This window comes from Verrucomicrobium sp. BvORR106 (genome assembly GCF_000739655.1).
In the GTDB taxonomy this organism is placed as follows: domain Bacteria; phylum Verrucomicrobiota; class Verrucomicrobiia; order Verrucomicrobiales; family Verrucomicrobiaceae; genus Verrucomicrobium.
The window spans coordinates 19,593-33,547 of record NZ_BATR01000022.1 but is presented as its reverse complement, the minus strand read 5'-3'; the positions used below and the strand labels follow the sequence as shown (position 1 = coordinate 33,547).

The following is a 13,955-nucleotide window of genomic DNA, read 5'->3' as shown; positions in this document are numbered from 1 at the left end:
ATGCTACAAGCCGCCCCGACTCCTTTCGCAGCCGCGCTGCTGGCCGGCGGGCAGTCGCGTCGCATGGGGCAGGACAAGGCTCTGCTGGACTGGGGTGGTAAACCTCTGTGGCAGGTTCAACTGGGGAAGATTGCTACCTTGAACCCTGAGCGGGTGCTGCTTTCGTGCCGTGAAGTACAGGCGCTATCGCCGGCGCCGCTGGGGGTTCAGACCGTGTACGATCCCCCGGACAATCAAGGCCCCCTGCCCGCCATTTGGCGCTGTCTGGACCAGGTTCAATTGCCTCTGCTCGTGCTGGGGGTGGATATGCCCGGCATGACGGCGGATTTTCTTGGCGAGATTGTGCAGCGTGGGCTGAGCGTATCTGGGCGTGGGGCGGTGTACGAAGGCTCGCGCGGTTTTGAACCGCTGGCTGCGCTTTATCCCGTGGAGGTCCTGCCTTTGCTCAAAGAGGCCGTGGATACAGGAAACTACCGTCTCCAGGCGTTCGTCAGAGCCGCCGTGGAGGCCGGGTTGCTGGAGGTGTTGCCCATGACGGCACATGCGGCAGGTTGTTTCTCAAACTTGAACACGCCTGAGGACTTCAGGCAAAGTAATGCAGAGCTTTAGCTCGTCAGGCGCGTTGGTCATGGCATTCAATCCGTGCTCCCCATTGTGTATGCGCGCCTGGTTACATAGAGCATAGAGGCGTGTGTCGGCATCAACGCTGCCTTATGTCTCTTGGCGGAAGCTTCACGCCAACGGCGTGATACAAAATAGCCCGGGGTCAGACCGCGAAGCGGTCGCCACCCCGGGTATCGACGGGTTGGCTGGAACTCCAAGGGAGTTCTGGTCCAATTTCCCATGTACCCAGGGTGGCGGCTCGTGCCTCGCCTGACCCTGGGCTATATTGTTTGACGCCCTTGGCGTCAGAACTTCATGAGCGAATTCCATACCTGGCCTGATGGGTCTAATGCGGGACGCAATTTGATGCCAGTGCCCACGCCCCCACCTCACTTCACACCCTCAAACGTGCCACTCACCTTGATCTCCTTCTGCCCACCGCCAATCGGTCCGCCCTGGCCTTTGAACTCAAACTTCCCGGAGTACACGCCACCTTTCACGGTTAGTTCGATGGTGCCCTCTGCTGCGGTGTAGCTCTCGATCTTTGAACGGTTGTCCACATACAAGCCATTCACTACTCCGGCACCTGCGGCATTTCCAAACACGTACTTCCCAGCAGCGGGCGGAGCATCACCAGGGAACATCAGCGCCACCATCAGCTTGTTGCCTTTGTTGGTGAAATGCAGGCTGTGAACTTTGGGCACTTCCGTAGCCACATGCTTGAGGCTGGCCTTGCCGTCGCCTTGGGTCCAGTTGGCAGTATTGCCGCCGGTGACGTTGATGTTGTACACGGTTCCCGAAGCGGTCTTGTCGGCACCGTTGCCGCAAGAAGTAAGCAGACCTGTGGCAAGCAGCATGGCGACAGGCAGAAGCGTTTTCATGTTCATACTTCTGTTGGTCAAAACGCCACGAGTTGTGACGAGGCGTTTTGTGCGCCATGTCTCGCCGAAAACTGCTGGACGACGTGGCATCCTTCGGCACGAGTCTGCCATGCCCCAGAATGAATCCAACGAGCCTGAACCGGAGTCCTGGGACTTCGATCCAGAGTCACTGGAGCCCGTGCCCATTCCCATCACAGATGAGCTGGATCTGCATACCTTTCGGCCCAACGAGATCCGTGATCTCCTTCCCGACTACTTTGAAGCGTGTCTGGAAAAAGGCATCACCACCGTCCGGGTGATCCACGGCAAGGGCACGGGCGCCTTGCGTGAAGGCGTGCATCGCCTGCTGGAGAAGTTGCCCATGGTGGCATCCTGGCAATGGCCGGCGGGCGGCCAAAGCGGTACTTGGGGGGCGACATGGGTGTGGTTGAAGAAGGCGGAACCAACTCGCGAAAAGCATGACTGATCGGGCTAAGCCGGGTCAGTGCTTGCTGCCCGGCCGCTTTCCAAACGCCTCGGCGCAGAACACGGCCACCCCGGCCCAGATGCAGCCAAATGACATCAAGGCTCCCGCCGTGACGGGTTCATGGTACAACAGTGCCCCGATGAGAAACTGCCCGGTGGGGGCGATGAACTGGAGGAGACCCAAGGTGCTGAAGCGCAATTGTCTCGCTGCGTAAGCAAAGGTGAGCAAGGGGAGGGCGGTGGCGACCCCGGCACCCATCACCAGTCCGATCTCCAACGGGGTGCCTCCGCCCCAGAGAGGCTGGCCTTGAAGATGGCACCAGGCCAGCCATCCCAGGGCAAAGGGCAGCACCAGCACGGTCTCGACCGCCAGCCCGGTCAGCGAGCCGAGCGGCGACTTCCGGCGCACCAGACCATACACACCAAAGGTGCTGGCTAGCAGCAGGGCGATCCACGGGAAGTGGCCCAGAATGACCACTTGCAGCAGCACGCCCAGGGCAGCCAGGCTCACGCTCACGATCTGCAACCTCGTCAGCCGCTCGCCCAGGAACAGAAAACCGATCAGCACGTTCAGCAGGGGATTCAGGAAATAGCCCACACTGGCCTCCACAATGCGGCCATGCTGGTTGGCCCAGATGAAGAGCGACCAGTTCGCGGTGAGCAGCAGGGCGGCCCAGCCGTGCACCCAGAGCAGTCGTGGTGACTTCAGGGCGGTCACCCAGGCCCCCAACTCCCCGCGGGAACGCAACAGGGGAATGAGAAACAGAATCGTGCCCCAGACGCGGTGGGCCACGATCACCGTTGAGCCGACGGACACCGTGGCCTTCCAGTACACCGGAAGCACGCCCCACAAGAAAAAGGCGGTCACCGCTGCGAGCACGGCCCTGGGCGGCTCGGAGGCATGCGCCTGAGGAGCGAGAGTTGGGGCCGGGACGGGCTGGGCTTTCAAGGCCTCCGCTATGCCACAGAGCCGCATGGGACGCAAGGCGGCCCAGTGTCTTGGAGGATCACAGACTTGCAGGGAATTCGGAGGGATCTGTGTGAGGTCCCCGACGCGAGACACCGCAGGGTGATGGTCCTGCTTTGGTCGAAACCTTCCCAACACCTGGCGACGAAGTCGCTGTGGAGTGCGCGCGGGAACCGCCGCTTTCGGGGCCCTTATGACATTCTGGAACCCCAGTGCATCAACAGCGCCCTACGTGCGAAGAGTCTCCCCAATCAACATGCGCCTGAGCGGGGCTGGAACCCGTGCCGATTGCCAATCGGCGGCATAGCAGATTGCCAATCTACGTACGTTCTGCGCCTCGCCGCCAAACAAAAACGGGAGCGGATTTGCTCCGCTCCCGTCTTGGATTCAAAGGCGTTCGTGCCTCAGGCACTGCACATCAGTTACTTCGCCAGCTTCTTCAGCTTGGCTTTGAACTTGTCCACCTTGGGCAGCACCACGTTGCACACGTAGCCCTGGGTGGGGTTGTTGTTGGCAAAATTTTGATGGTAGTCCTCGGCGGGGTAGAACTTGGCCTCCTTGGTGATCTCGGTCACGATCGGGGAGGAGAACTCTTTGGCGTGTTCCGCCTTCGAGGCCTCGGCGATCTTCTTCTGTTCCTCGCTGGTGTAGTAGATGGCGGAGCGGTACTGGGTGCCCACATCCGCGCCCTGGCGGTTCAGCGTGGTGGGGTCGTGGGCGTACCAGAAGAGGTCCACCAGATCTTTGTAGGACACCACAGCAGGGTCAAAGGTCACCTTGATCACCTCGGCGTGGCCGGTCTCGCCGGTGCACACCTGCTTGTAGGTCGGGTTTTCCACGTGGCCGCCGGTGTAGCCGCTCACCACCTTGCTCACCCCTTTGACGATGAGGTAGCAGCCTTCGGTGCACCAGAAGCAGCCACCACCAAAGATGGCCTCTTCCGTTTTGGCAGCCGCCGGGGCGGCCTTGGTTTCAGTGGCGGGTTCGGCAGCAGAGGAGGCGGAGAGTCCAACGGCACTCATAAGGGCAAAGAGAAGGGGAAATTTCATGGGTCAACGACGATGAGACTGTTCAATGAATACGAGGCGCGTGTCGCCCGTTTGTTCCCAAATTGTTGGGAAAACCAACTCACGCGGTGGCGGACCCCGGCCATAGTGGGGAGTCTGCCTCTTTCAAACGATCCAGCGAGACAAACTTGTGGACAATTCCACCCTTCGCATCCATCTGTTCTTTTGAACACAGGAAGAAAAACCCTCGATGGTGGATACATTCTATACCCGGCTTGGTGAAGAGGCGCTCACGCGGCTCGTGGCGGCTTTTTATCGCCGTGTGAAGGCGGATGACCTGCTGGGGCCCATGTACCCGCCTGATGACTGGGAGGCCGCCGAACGCCGCCTGCGGGATTTCTTGATCTTCCGCTTTGGCGGGCCGGACCAGTACATCCAGGAGCGCGGGCATCCCCGTCTGCGGATGCGTCATGCTCCGTTCAAGATTGGGGTCGCCGAGCGGGATCGCTGGCTGGACCTCATGGGGGCGGCCATGAAGGAGGTCGGCATCCCAGAGGATCTCGCCCCCACTTTGGGTGGCTTCTTCGCCCAGGTTGCTGACTTCATGCGCAACCACGAGGAGGGATGAGGGGGCAGGCCCCAACCTTCAAAGTTCAAATCTCAAAATTCAAACTCCAGGCTTCGAGCCGTCACTTTTCATCATGGGCAGTGAGTTGCGCACCGCGCTGAAACAGTATTTTGGCCACGATGCGTTCCGCGAGGGACAGGAGCAGGTCATTGAGGCCCTTCTCGCGGGGCGGTCTTCCCTAGCTGTGTTTCCCACCGGAGGCGGCAAATCCTTGTGCTACCAGCTTCCTGCCCTGCTCATGGACGGGCTCACGCTGGTGATCTCGCCCCTCATTGCCTTGATGAAGGACCAGGTGGAAGCGCTGCGGGCGAAGAACATCCCCGCTGCCCGGCTGGACTCCACCCTCAGTGGCGATGAGGTCGCCCAGGTCTTGGGTGACATGCGTTCTGGCCGGTTGAAGCTTCTCTACATCGCGCCGGAACGGCTCATGAGCGAGTCCTTCATGGAGCGCTTGAGCCGGGTGAAGATCTCCCTCCTGGCCATCGATGAATCCCACTGCATCTCCGAGTGGGGGCACAACTTCCGACCCGAGTACCTGCGTCTCGCAGAGGTGGCAAGGAAACTACAGCTTCACCCCGTGCTGGCGCTCACCGCTACCGCCACGCCCGGCGTTGCGGAGGACATCCGGCGCACCTTCCGCATCGCGCCGGAGGATCACATTCAGACGACCTTCCTGCGGCGGAACCTCGCCATCCAGATCACGCCGGCTCCGGTGAAGCAGCGACTGGCCCTCCTGACCCAGAAACTCAAGGAGGAGCGGCACTTCCCCGCCATTGTGTACGTCACCCTGCAGCAGACGGCGGAAGAGGTGGCCACCTATCTGGGCAAAGCCGGGGTCCATGCGCGAGCCTATCATGCTGGCTTGCCGGACGACCACCGCAACGAGGTGCAGGACGCCTTCATGTCCGGCGGTGTGGACGTTATCGTCGCCACCATCGCCTTCGGCATGGGCATCGACAAGGCGGACATCCGCAGCGTGTACCATTACAACCTGCCCAAGAGCCTGGAGAACTACCAGCAGGAGATCGGTCGTGCCGGTCGCGATGGCCAGGGCTCGCACTGCGAGATGCTCGCCTGTGCCGATGACCTCGTGGTCTTGCAGAACTTCGTGTACGGAGACACGCCCACCCCCGCCGCGCTCCGGCAGGTGGTGGATCACCTCCTGCGTCAGGGGCATGAGTTTGACATCAGCCGCTACGACCTGGCTCACAGCACGGACATCCGTCCGCTGGTGCTGGAGACTGTGCTCACTTACCTCGAACTCGACCAGGTGCTCACTCCCCTGGGGGCGTTCTACAGCGGGTATCAGGTTCGGTTTGTACACGGCGAGGCCCGGCTGCTCTCCGGGCACAAGCCGGACCGTCAGGAGTTCTTGAGGAAACTTTTCAACAGCGGCAAGCGCGGCACGCGATGGGTGACACTGAATGTGGACGAATCCGCAGCCGCCATTGGTGAGACCCGCGAGCGCATCCTGAAGGCGCTCACTTATCTGGAGGAGTCGGGTGACATCGAGTGCAAACCCACCGGCCTGCGCCACCGCTTCCGGCTCTGCGACGACGCCACCAAGCGCGACCCTGGCGCGATCTGTCAGCGCATGCAGACGCTCTTTGCCGAGCGTGAGCGCAAGGATGCCGGGAGGCTGGAACGTGTGCTGGAGCTCGCGGTCGATCCCAGCTGCACCACCAGGCATCTGTTGCGCTATTTCGGCGAGGAGATGCCTTCAGACTGTGGCACCTGCGGCAACTGCCGGAGCAGTCAGGCGGGAAGTGCGTCCCTCGAACCCAAGGTCATCCCTCAATCACCCGTGCCTTCCATCACCGTGGAGCATCTTCAGCGGATTCAGGAACTCCAGCGTCAGGGCCTTGCCCCGCTGCGTGCGCCCCGCCAGTTGGCGAGATTCCTCTGCGGCATCTCCAGCCCCGCCACCTCCCGCGCGCGCCTTACCAAACACGATGCTTTTGCGATGCTCGAACGTGTTCCGTTCAAGCAGGTGCTGGAGCAGGCCGAGAGTTTGGGCGGGTAGGGGAGCAGAAGGGATTTTGGATTTGTGATTTTGGATTGGAGTGAAGCGATTCAACGTGGATCCAAAGTTCATTCATCCCTGAATGGGATGCGTAACACAGCCCAAGGTTGGACGAGCTTCGAGCGAGTCTACCTTGGGTATGCTTGGCGGCGATGATCAGGTGGAGAAGCCGGGTGGACGAATTGAATCGGTCGACGTTCTTCGGAACCCGAGGCGGTCAACTTGGACCTGATCGATCAAACACCCCTTGTCGTTTCTTGGCAGTCACCGATTTTTGGTCGACAGTGCCTAAATGAAAAGACCGCCCCGTCCCCTGGCTGTTCCCCTTCTTCTCTCGCTCGTCGCCCTGCTCTTCGGATTGGCGACGGTCCCGGCTGCCGAGGTGCCGAAGTGGACAATCTTCGATGACGACAACGGAACGAAGCATGAGTTTGAACTCGACCCCGGCAAACAGGCCTGGCCCATCGATCAGTTGGGCACCCTGCTGCTTCCGGCAGATATTGAATCTCTCAAGCTGGTGGATGAGAAAGCGAGTGAACTGCTGAATACGGCATTGGGCACGACGCTCGGCGAGGGCCGGGAAAGTCTGAATGGGAAGCTGCTGTTTGTGATTCACAAGCTCAAGATATCCGGCGCCAACATCGGTGAGCTGAAGATTGTGATGCGACTTAAGACGGTATCCGTAGAAGGTTCTGATGGCTCCAAAAGCCCACGAAAAGTCATCACGAAGGCGGCGGTGTACGGAAGCAGCCGGGTACCCGGCTCTGTGCCTACTGGGTGCATCTATCCTCGAACCCATCCCAAAGGCTCGCTCCACCGCACGATCAAATACCCCATGGGCCTCCGCGAATGGACGGAGTTCATCGAGCGTTGCGCCCTTGATCTCGGCCAGTGGGGACCGGAAGACCTGCAACGGGTGGAGTACGTGAAAGAGAGTGACGTCGTAGTGGAGGTGATGAAGCCCACGGTTGAGTAGACGAGGGATTGTTGGGCGATGCTGGATGGGGTGATCAGAACAGGCTGCCCCAGCTTGCATCTCGCCTTGGGCTTACCTTCTGCTAGGTCTGACTGTAGTTGTCGACGGGATGAGGACGAGCCAACTGCCGAGCTCAGAAGATAAGGAACCGACCAAGTCGAATTCAGTCGAAGCTCTTCCTCGAAGAGGATGCGGCCAAAAGCCCAACGTTGACGAGCTTCCAGCGAGTCTACGTTGGGTCGGATAGGAATGGACCTTTACTCCGAAGGAGTTGCGGCGGTCTGGGGGGCTGCTTGGCGATGCCCCGTGAAAGCGGCGCTGCAGACGCTTCAGTTAGTGCCTCCTCACGTCGACAACTACGGCCGGTGTTGGGTCCCGTAAGTTTGGGGATGGTGTGTCTCGCCGATGGGAGATTGGGCAGGCTGATTTTCTGAGATGGGCGCGGAGAATGGAGATGGTTGGCTTGAACGCGCGTCCGTCTGACGACTGAGCCGATGGGGACCATCGGACTACGCCGTGGCGTGGCGTCGGGAGTAGTCCGACGGTCCCCATCGGTTGGTGAGCGGAGGGGTGGACGGGAACGGAGGTGAAGTCGGTGACCGTTTGGAGCGTTGTAGTTGGAGGCGTGATGGTTGGTTGAGCCTCATTGCGCGGCCGCAGGCAGGTGAAATAGGACAGGCTGCCTACGCCACGTCGAGGCCTTTAGGTGTCCTTCTGCCAATCCGACGTTGCTACGAACTGTAGTTGTCGACGTAAGGAGAACGGACCAACCGCGCGAGTTCTGGGGTGGCCGCCAAGGAACCGACTCTGGCTCCGCCCTTAGCAAGTCCCCTCAGAGGATTTGGGCCTGAAAGGCCCACAGAGCCCAGCCCAGGGGCAAAGGCCACGAAGTGGACGGAGACCCTGGGTACCTCCGCAGAGGATGATCAGGTGGGAAAGCCGACAGCATCCACTTCCTCCCCACTGCTATCAACACCTCCACGTCGGCTGGACCTGATGTCATGCGCTGACTGACGTTCGCGGCAAGATGCCGCAAACAGCACGCAGGATGCGTGCGCTCCCCGAGTTCCCCAGGCACAGGCCATTTGAGGCCTGTCAGCCTGCGCTTCACCACCCAGGTTTCTCGGCAGGCACAAATCTCCCGGTCTATGGCGGTAGCGGATCAATGAAAGGTTCGATGACCCAACGCAACGTGGGCAGGACGAGTGGTTTGGCGTTGCTGAGAGATAACAAGGTCCGCTTTCCAAGGAAATCAGGAGATGAAGCCGCTCGCAACACTTTCAGTGTTCAGGAAATTACCCATGCGCGCCCAACGTCGGGCTGTGCTCATGGAAGCTTGATGCCGGAGGCATCCCAGCCGGTAGCCGGGGGTTGAGCGCAGCGATACCCCCGGACAACGAGAATTTGAGTTCACCCCGGAGGGGTGGCAGCAAGGTGCCCCACTCAAAATGCACGTCGCTGGCATCCCCTCCGGGATGCAATACACTGTGCTGATCGTCCGGAGGTATCAGTCGCTTAGCTCCTTCAACCATCCGGCTAATGGCTTCGATGCCTCCGGCATCGGATTGCTTGACCTCTTTCCGATGAGGGATTGGTTGCGGACGGAGGCTGGCAAGCGATCCGCGCTTGTTCACTTCCCCGTCCTCCCACCAAACACTAAGTCCCCTTCACCGCTCCCAACCACTTCCGGAACACCGACCGGCGCTTCCCATACCAGATCCCTTTCAACAACCCCCTTGGGTTCTTTCCGGGAACCTCGGGACGTTCCAGAGGATTGCCATCCTTGGTTAGGACCTTGCTTTTGGCATCGGCGAACAACCGGGTGCGCAGTTTCCCGTCGAACGCATCCATGCGCTCTCCGGCCACCACAAAGGGCAGGCCCCAGACCTGGTGCAAAATCCACACGACCAAGGCTTCGTTCGTGCTTGGGGCATAAACCACCTCGGGTAGGCCAAAGCGTTTCAATTGCACGGCCAGCCAGAGCGCACGGCGTGCGGCTTCAAAGAATTCCTCGCCGTCCACTGAGGTGGAGAGTTCGCCCCGCAGCTTTTCCAGTTTGGCGCGTTCATCGGGCCAGTGGCTCCATTCCATCTCCAGCGCCATGCCATCGGGCAGCCAGAGCAGGTGCAGCAGGCTGTCCTTGAGCTTCTCAAGTTCGCGCCAGGTGAGATTGCCTCCTCGCACCCAAACCTGGGCGCCTTGTTCCGCCAGCACGGGATATTCCATCTCCAGCAGTGCCAGGCTCTCGGCGTGGTTCAGGTCGTAGTAGGCCACCAGTTTGGCTGGTGCGGGCCTCCCGCGAAGCGCCTTCTTCCCTGCTGCCACGGCCTCAAACTTTGCGGCCAGCACAGGCAGGGTCACCTTGAGGGCAAAGTTCTCCCTCGCGCGCTTCTCACCGCCTTCACCCAGTTTCTGGGCCAGGCCTTCTTCGGTGGCCAGTCTGACCAGTGCCCGCGCCAGGGCGGCTTCATCACCCGGTTCGGTGAGGAAGCCGGTCTCGCCGTCCACCACCTGCTCCGGCACGCCAGCCACGCGGCTGCTCAGCACGGGGAGGCGGGTGAACATGGCTTCGGTGATCACGGTGGGCAGCATGTCGGCCGCCCCTTTTTCATCGGTGATGCACGCCAGGGCAAAGGCGTCGGCCTGCAGAAAGCCGCGCTTCATCTGCTCGATGTTCACGGTGCCGTGAAAGGTCACCTGCGTGCCCAGATGCAGATCCGCCACCTGCTTCTCCAGCCGCTCCCGCCAGGGGCCGTCGCCCATGAGGTCGAGGTCCACATGCACCCCTTCCTTTCGCGCAAGGTCCATCGCGTTGATGAGATGGTGGAAGCCCTTGAACTCAATGAGGCGACCCACACTTACCACTCGTAGCGCTCCCTTGCCGGGCAGGGGATGCGCGTGCTTGTAGTTGTCGGGGTCGATGCCGTTGTAGAGGCGGATGATCTTCCCCTCGCTGTCAGGGCAAAGGCGGACCAGTTCCTGTTTGGCAAAGTCACAGGCGGTGACCACGAACTCGGCTTCGCGGCACATTTCCTGGAGCAGTTCCGGCGAGCCCAGATCCACGAGGAAATCCTGGGCCTGCGGTGTGAAGGAGTACGTCAGGCCCGTCATCGCCTTGAGGAACAGCGCGGAGTGCGTGGCCTGATTGGCGAAGTGAAGATGCACATGATCCACGCCCAGAGCTGGCAGCAGATCCACAAAGGGCGCAATGTTCCGGCAGGCCGCTTCGGCGCGCTCGCGACCCACACCCGGCAGGGTCGCGTGTTGGGCGATCAAGTCTTCCGGCCAGCGCTTTTCCGCCTTGAGCTGGGTTTCCACCTCCTTGCGGATGACCTGCGGCGGGGCGTGCAGCACCGGGGCCTTCAGCCCGTTCAGCCGCGGATGGCGGATGTCATTCTTGGGCGGGTTCAGGGCCAGCACCACCACGTCCCAGCCTGCGGCCTCCAGGCCCAGGATCTCGTTGTCGATGAAGGTCTGGGAAATAACCGGATACCGGCTGTGCAGGTATGCCAGTCTCGGCCGACCCGTGCTTGCGGATGAGGGGGCGGTGGAAAGCGGGGCGGTCATGCGTTGGCGGAATCAGAGTCAGTATCAGGATCGGAGTCAGAAGGAGATGCGGGGCCAGCAGAGGAACCTGGGGCGCCGGCGGAGGCCGCAGCGCCCTTGGGCTTCACCTTCACCGCCTGCAACCAGTCGAGGAAGCTGCGGGTGCTGGTGTTGTCCCCTGAAACCACGGGAGCCCCCGCGGCAGGCACGGGCGGCACCAGCGCATGGCCAATGTGGTCTCGCCCGTTTTCCAACTTGCCGGAGGCATCGCTCACGGACTGGGCCTCGCCCGCCATGCGACGCAGGATCTGGGTGGACCACCGTGTGCCTTCCTCGAACGCCAGGGCGCACGGCACCCCGGTGAGGCGGGAGGCCAGCCAAACGGTCAGTGATTCCTCGCCCCCCGGGCCATAGAGCAGTTGAGGGGGCTGCTTGCTGCGGCTCATGCGGGTGGCCAGCCACACAGCGCGGCGCGCGGCCCTGAGAAACACTTCTCCATCCACCGAGGTCGCCAGATCCGTGCGCAGAGCTTCCAGTTGAGCCCGCCACGGCGCACGCATGCGCCATTCCGTCTCCAGAACGATGCCATCAGGCAGCCACTCCAGGTCCCACACGGTCTTGCCGAGCGCGACCAGGTCCTTTTCCTCGGCGCGGCCTCCCGCCGCCACCACGCGGGCATGCTGACTTTGGAGAGGGGCGATCTCGCGCTCCAGCCACTTCAGGCGTGCAGGCAGGGACAAATCGTAGAACGCCCACACGGCGGGTTGCACCACCTGCTCGGCCGGAGCCTCCTTCGTGAGGCCACTTTCTGAGAACTTGGCGGTGAGTTGCGCAATGGTGTTGGACACCGCGAACCGATCTGAAGCGAGACGACGGCCGGAGTCACCCATCGCCAGCGCGTGGGCGGGGTAGGTGGCCATCCGGACCAGCGCTTCGGCAAAAGCTTCGACGTCATTCGGCGCGACGATGTAGCCCGTCTTGCCGTGCTCGATCATCTCGGGCACCCCGGCGACGGTTGTGCTGATCACTGGCAGAGCGTTCAGCATGGCCTCTGTGATCACGGTGGGAAGGAGGTCGCTCGCACCTTTGCTGTCGACCACGCAGGCCAGGGCAAAAGCTTCCGCCTCGGCAAATTCACCCGCCACCTCCTCCAGGCTGCGACGTCCCACCAGGGTGATGGCATGGTTCAGCCCCAGACCATCGATCTGGCTCTGCAACTGATCCCGCCAGGGGCCTTCGCCGACGATCCGCAGGCTCAGGTCCGCGCCCTTCTGTTTGGCCACTCCCACCGCTTCGATGAGCCGGTGGAACCCCTTGAATTCGATGAGCCGCCCGATGCTCAGCAGGCGGGTCGGTCCCGGCGGACGATTCACGACTGGTGGTCGGGCCCCGGGGAACTCGCCGGGTTCCATGCCGTTGTAGATGCGCACCATCTTGTGCGCCGCTTCCGGACACTTCTGCGCCAGCAGATCCCGGGAGTAGTCGCAGACCGAGACGATGAACGAGGCGGCGTCGCACATCTCCTTGAGCAGAGCGTCGCTGCCCAGATCCACCATGAAGTCCTGCCCGTGCGTGGTGAAGGAAAAGGGGATCCCCGCCACCTCCTTCAGAAACAACGCTGTGTGCGTGGCCCGGTTGGCAAAGTGCACATGCAGATGCTCCACGCCGAACCTCTGGAACTGCTCCGCAAAGTACAGCGCGTTGCGCGCCCGCACCTTCGGCTGGTAGCTGGATCCGTAGGCCTCTTCATGCCGGATCACCATGGATTCCGGCCACCGTCCGTCCGCGCGCGCCGCTTTCTCCAGCGCCGCCAGAGCCGGCGGGGGCGGAGCATAGAGCACCGGAGCCATCAGCCCATCCAGCCGCTGATGCCGGAAACTGTCCTCCGGCGGATAGATCGACCCCACCACCAGGTCCCAACCCCGCGCCTGAAGCGCCAGCATCTCCGTGTCGCAGAACGTCTGGGAGAAATACGGGTACCGGCTGTACAGATATGCCAGCCGCTTCCGCACCGGGGGCGCAGGCGACTGGGGATCTACCGGAGAGACAGAGGGTTGGGGGGATTCGTCAGGCATGGGCGGCACACCGGTCCACAGAGCGAAAAACTCCCGCAAACCGGGGCACGGCTATAACGCCGGGGGAGGGGCGGTGCAAGGAGGGAGGCGAGTGTCCTAGATGGGTTACGGGCAACTCATGCTCACATTTGGTCATCCAATCCCAATTTGCTCTTGCGTGATTGGGTATTGGCTGCCTCGCGATTGCGCTCATATTCTCTGATCCACGCGGTAGGATCTTCTGGCCACTCGACTGTCCGTACAGCGGTATACTGTGAGTTCACTCTGCCACTCGGACTTTTTGTTTTGGAGACCAGAATCTCCCAACCCAAATACCTGAGTTCTCTAGTTCGCTTTTTCCAATCATCTTGATTTGCTACGAACTCAAGTAGCTTTGCGGGAACAGGTTTGCCTAGGTTGATGCGAAGCAATTCTCCTATCCTCATATGGACAGATCTGTGGCACATCACCTGTCTCATGAGGTTCTGATCCTCTGTCGCAAAGAGGTTCTTTTTGCCGGAATTGCAATCTTCACAGAGTGCCCAGAGATTGTCCAATTCGTCGCTGCCTCCCCAATCGCGAGGGATCTTGTGATCTACGGCCAACTTGACATGATCGTGCTCGACCGTTCGGCCACACATTTGGCACCGGCCCCTTGCTGCATTTAGTACCTGTGCTCGGACGCGCAGATTTATGGCTGAAGAGCCGACCACTGCCTTTCGTTCTCCAAGCTTGTATACTGCTCTGTTCCCCACCTGTTCCACTTCAAGATGGTACCACTGCCGGATTTCTCGCCGTCGTCGGT

At 61.2% G+C, this 13,955-nt stretch carries 10 protein-coding genes; 5 read left to right on the top strand and 5 right to left on the bottom strand.

All coding sequences use genetic code 11. The features are described from left to right. Nucleotides 1–609 (top strand): molybdenum cofactor guanylyltransferase, encoded by a 609-nt coding sequence (locus BV106_RS35020; RefSeq protein ID WP_051945023.1) that lies wholly within the window; start codon nt 1–3, stop codon nt 607–609. A 383-nt stretch (nt 610–992) separates the two neighbouring features. Here BV106_RS35020 and BV106_RS04160 read toward each other — a convergent pair whose 3' ends face one another. Then, the gene (locus BV106_RS04160; protein ID WP_265595317.1) at nt 993–1,484 is read right to left on the bottom strand and encodes a hypothetical protein; all 492 of its coding nucleotides are present in this window, start codon (nt 1,482–1,484) and stop codon (nt 993–995) included. Nucleotides 1,485–1,593: 109 nt separating this feature from the next. Here BV106_RS04160 and BV106_RS04155 point away from each other — a divergent pair, with 109 nt between their 5' ends. Beyond that, nucleotides 1,594–1,950: a Smr/MutS family protein gene (locus BV106_RS04155; RefSeq protein ID WP_038160916.1), complete on the top strand. Its 357-nt coding sequence runs from the start codon at nt 1,594–1,596 to the stop codon at nt 1,948–1,950. Nucleotides 1,951–1,965: 15 nt separating this feature from the next. Here BV106_RS04155 and rarD read toward each other — a convergent pair whose 3' ends face one another. Then, a complete protein-coding gene (gene rarD, locus BV106_RS04150) occupies nt 1,966–2,925 on the bottom strand; it encodes an EamA family transporter RarD (protein ID WP_051945020.1) in 960 nt (319 codons plus the stop codon). Nucleotides 2,926–3,338: 413 nt separating this feature from the next. Next, nucleotides 3,339–3,965 (bottom strand): peptide-methionine (S)-S-oxide reductase MsrA, encoded by a 627-nt coding sequence (gene msrA, locus BV106_RS04145; protein WP_038160914.1) that lies wholly within the window; start codon nt 3,963–3,965, stop codon nt 3,339–3,341. 208 nt (nt 3,966–4,173) lie between these two features. Between msrA and BV106_RS04140 the strand changes: the two genes are divergently transcribed. The 3 genes from BV106_RS04140 (at nt 4,174) to BV106_RS04130 (ending at nt 7,550) form a co-directional block, all read left to right on the top strand. Further along, nucleotides 4,174–4,551, top strand: coding sequence for a hemin transporter (locus BV106_RS04140; protein WP_038160911.1), 378 nt, complete (start codon nt 4,174–4,176; stop codon nt 4,549–4,551). Nucleotides 4,552–4,624: 73 nt separating this feature from the next. Beyond that, nucleotides 4,625–6,574, top strand: a complete 1,950-nt coding sequence (locus BV106_RS04135) for an ATP-dependent DNA helicase RecQ (protein ID WP_038160909.1) — start codon at nt 4,625–4,627, stop codon at nt 6,572–6,574. Between the two features lie 292 nt (nt 6,575–6,866). Further along, entirely contained in the window at nt 6,867–7,550 is a 684-nt protein-coding gene (locus BV106_RS04130) for a hypothetical protein (RefSeq protein WP_038160906.1), read from the top strand. A gap of 1,656 nt (nt 7,551–9,206) precedes the next feature. On the opposite strand, the gene BV106_RS04125 is transcribed toward BV106_RS04130, so the two are convergent. Both BV106_RS04125 and BV106_RS04120 read right to left on the bottom strand, forming a co-directional pair. After that, complete coding sequence (locus BV106_RS04125; protein WP_038160904.1) at nt 9,207–11,117, bottom strand: glycosyltransferase family 4 protein; 1,911 nt, start codon at nt 11,115–11,117, stop codon at nt 9,207–9,209. Next, entirely contained in the window at nt 11,114–13,171 is a 2,058-nt protein-coding gene (locus BV106_RS04120; protein ID WP_038160902.1) for a glycosyltransferase family 4 protein, read from the bottom strand. Before BV106_RS04120 ends, BV106_RS04125 begins: the two co-directional genes overlap by 4 nt. Nucleotides 13,172–13,955 lie beyond the last annotated feature (784 nt).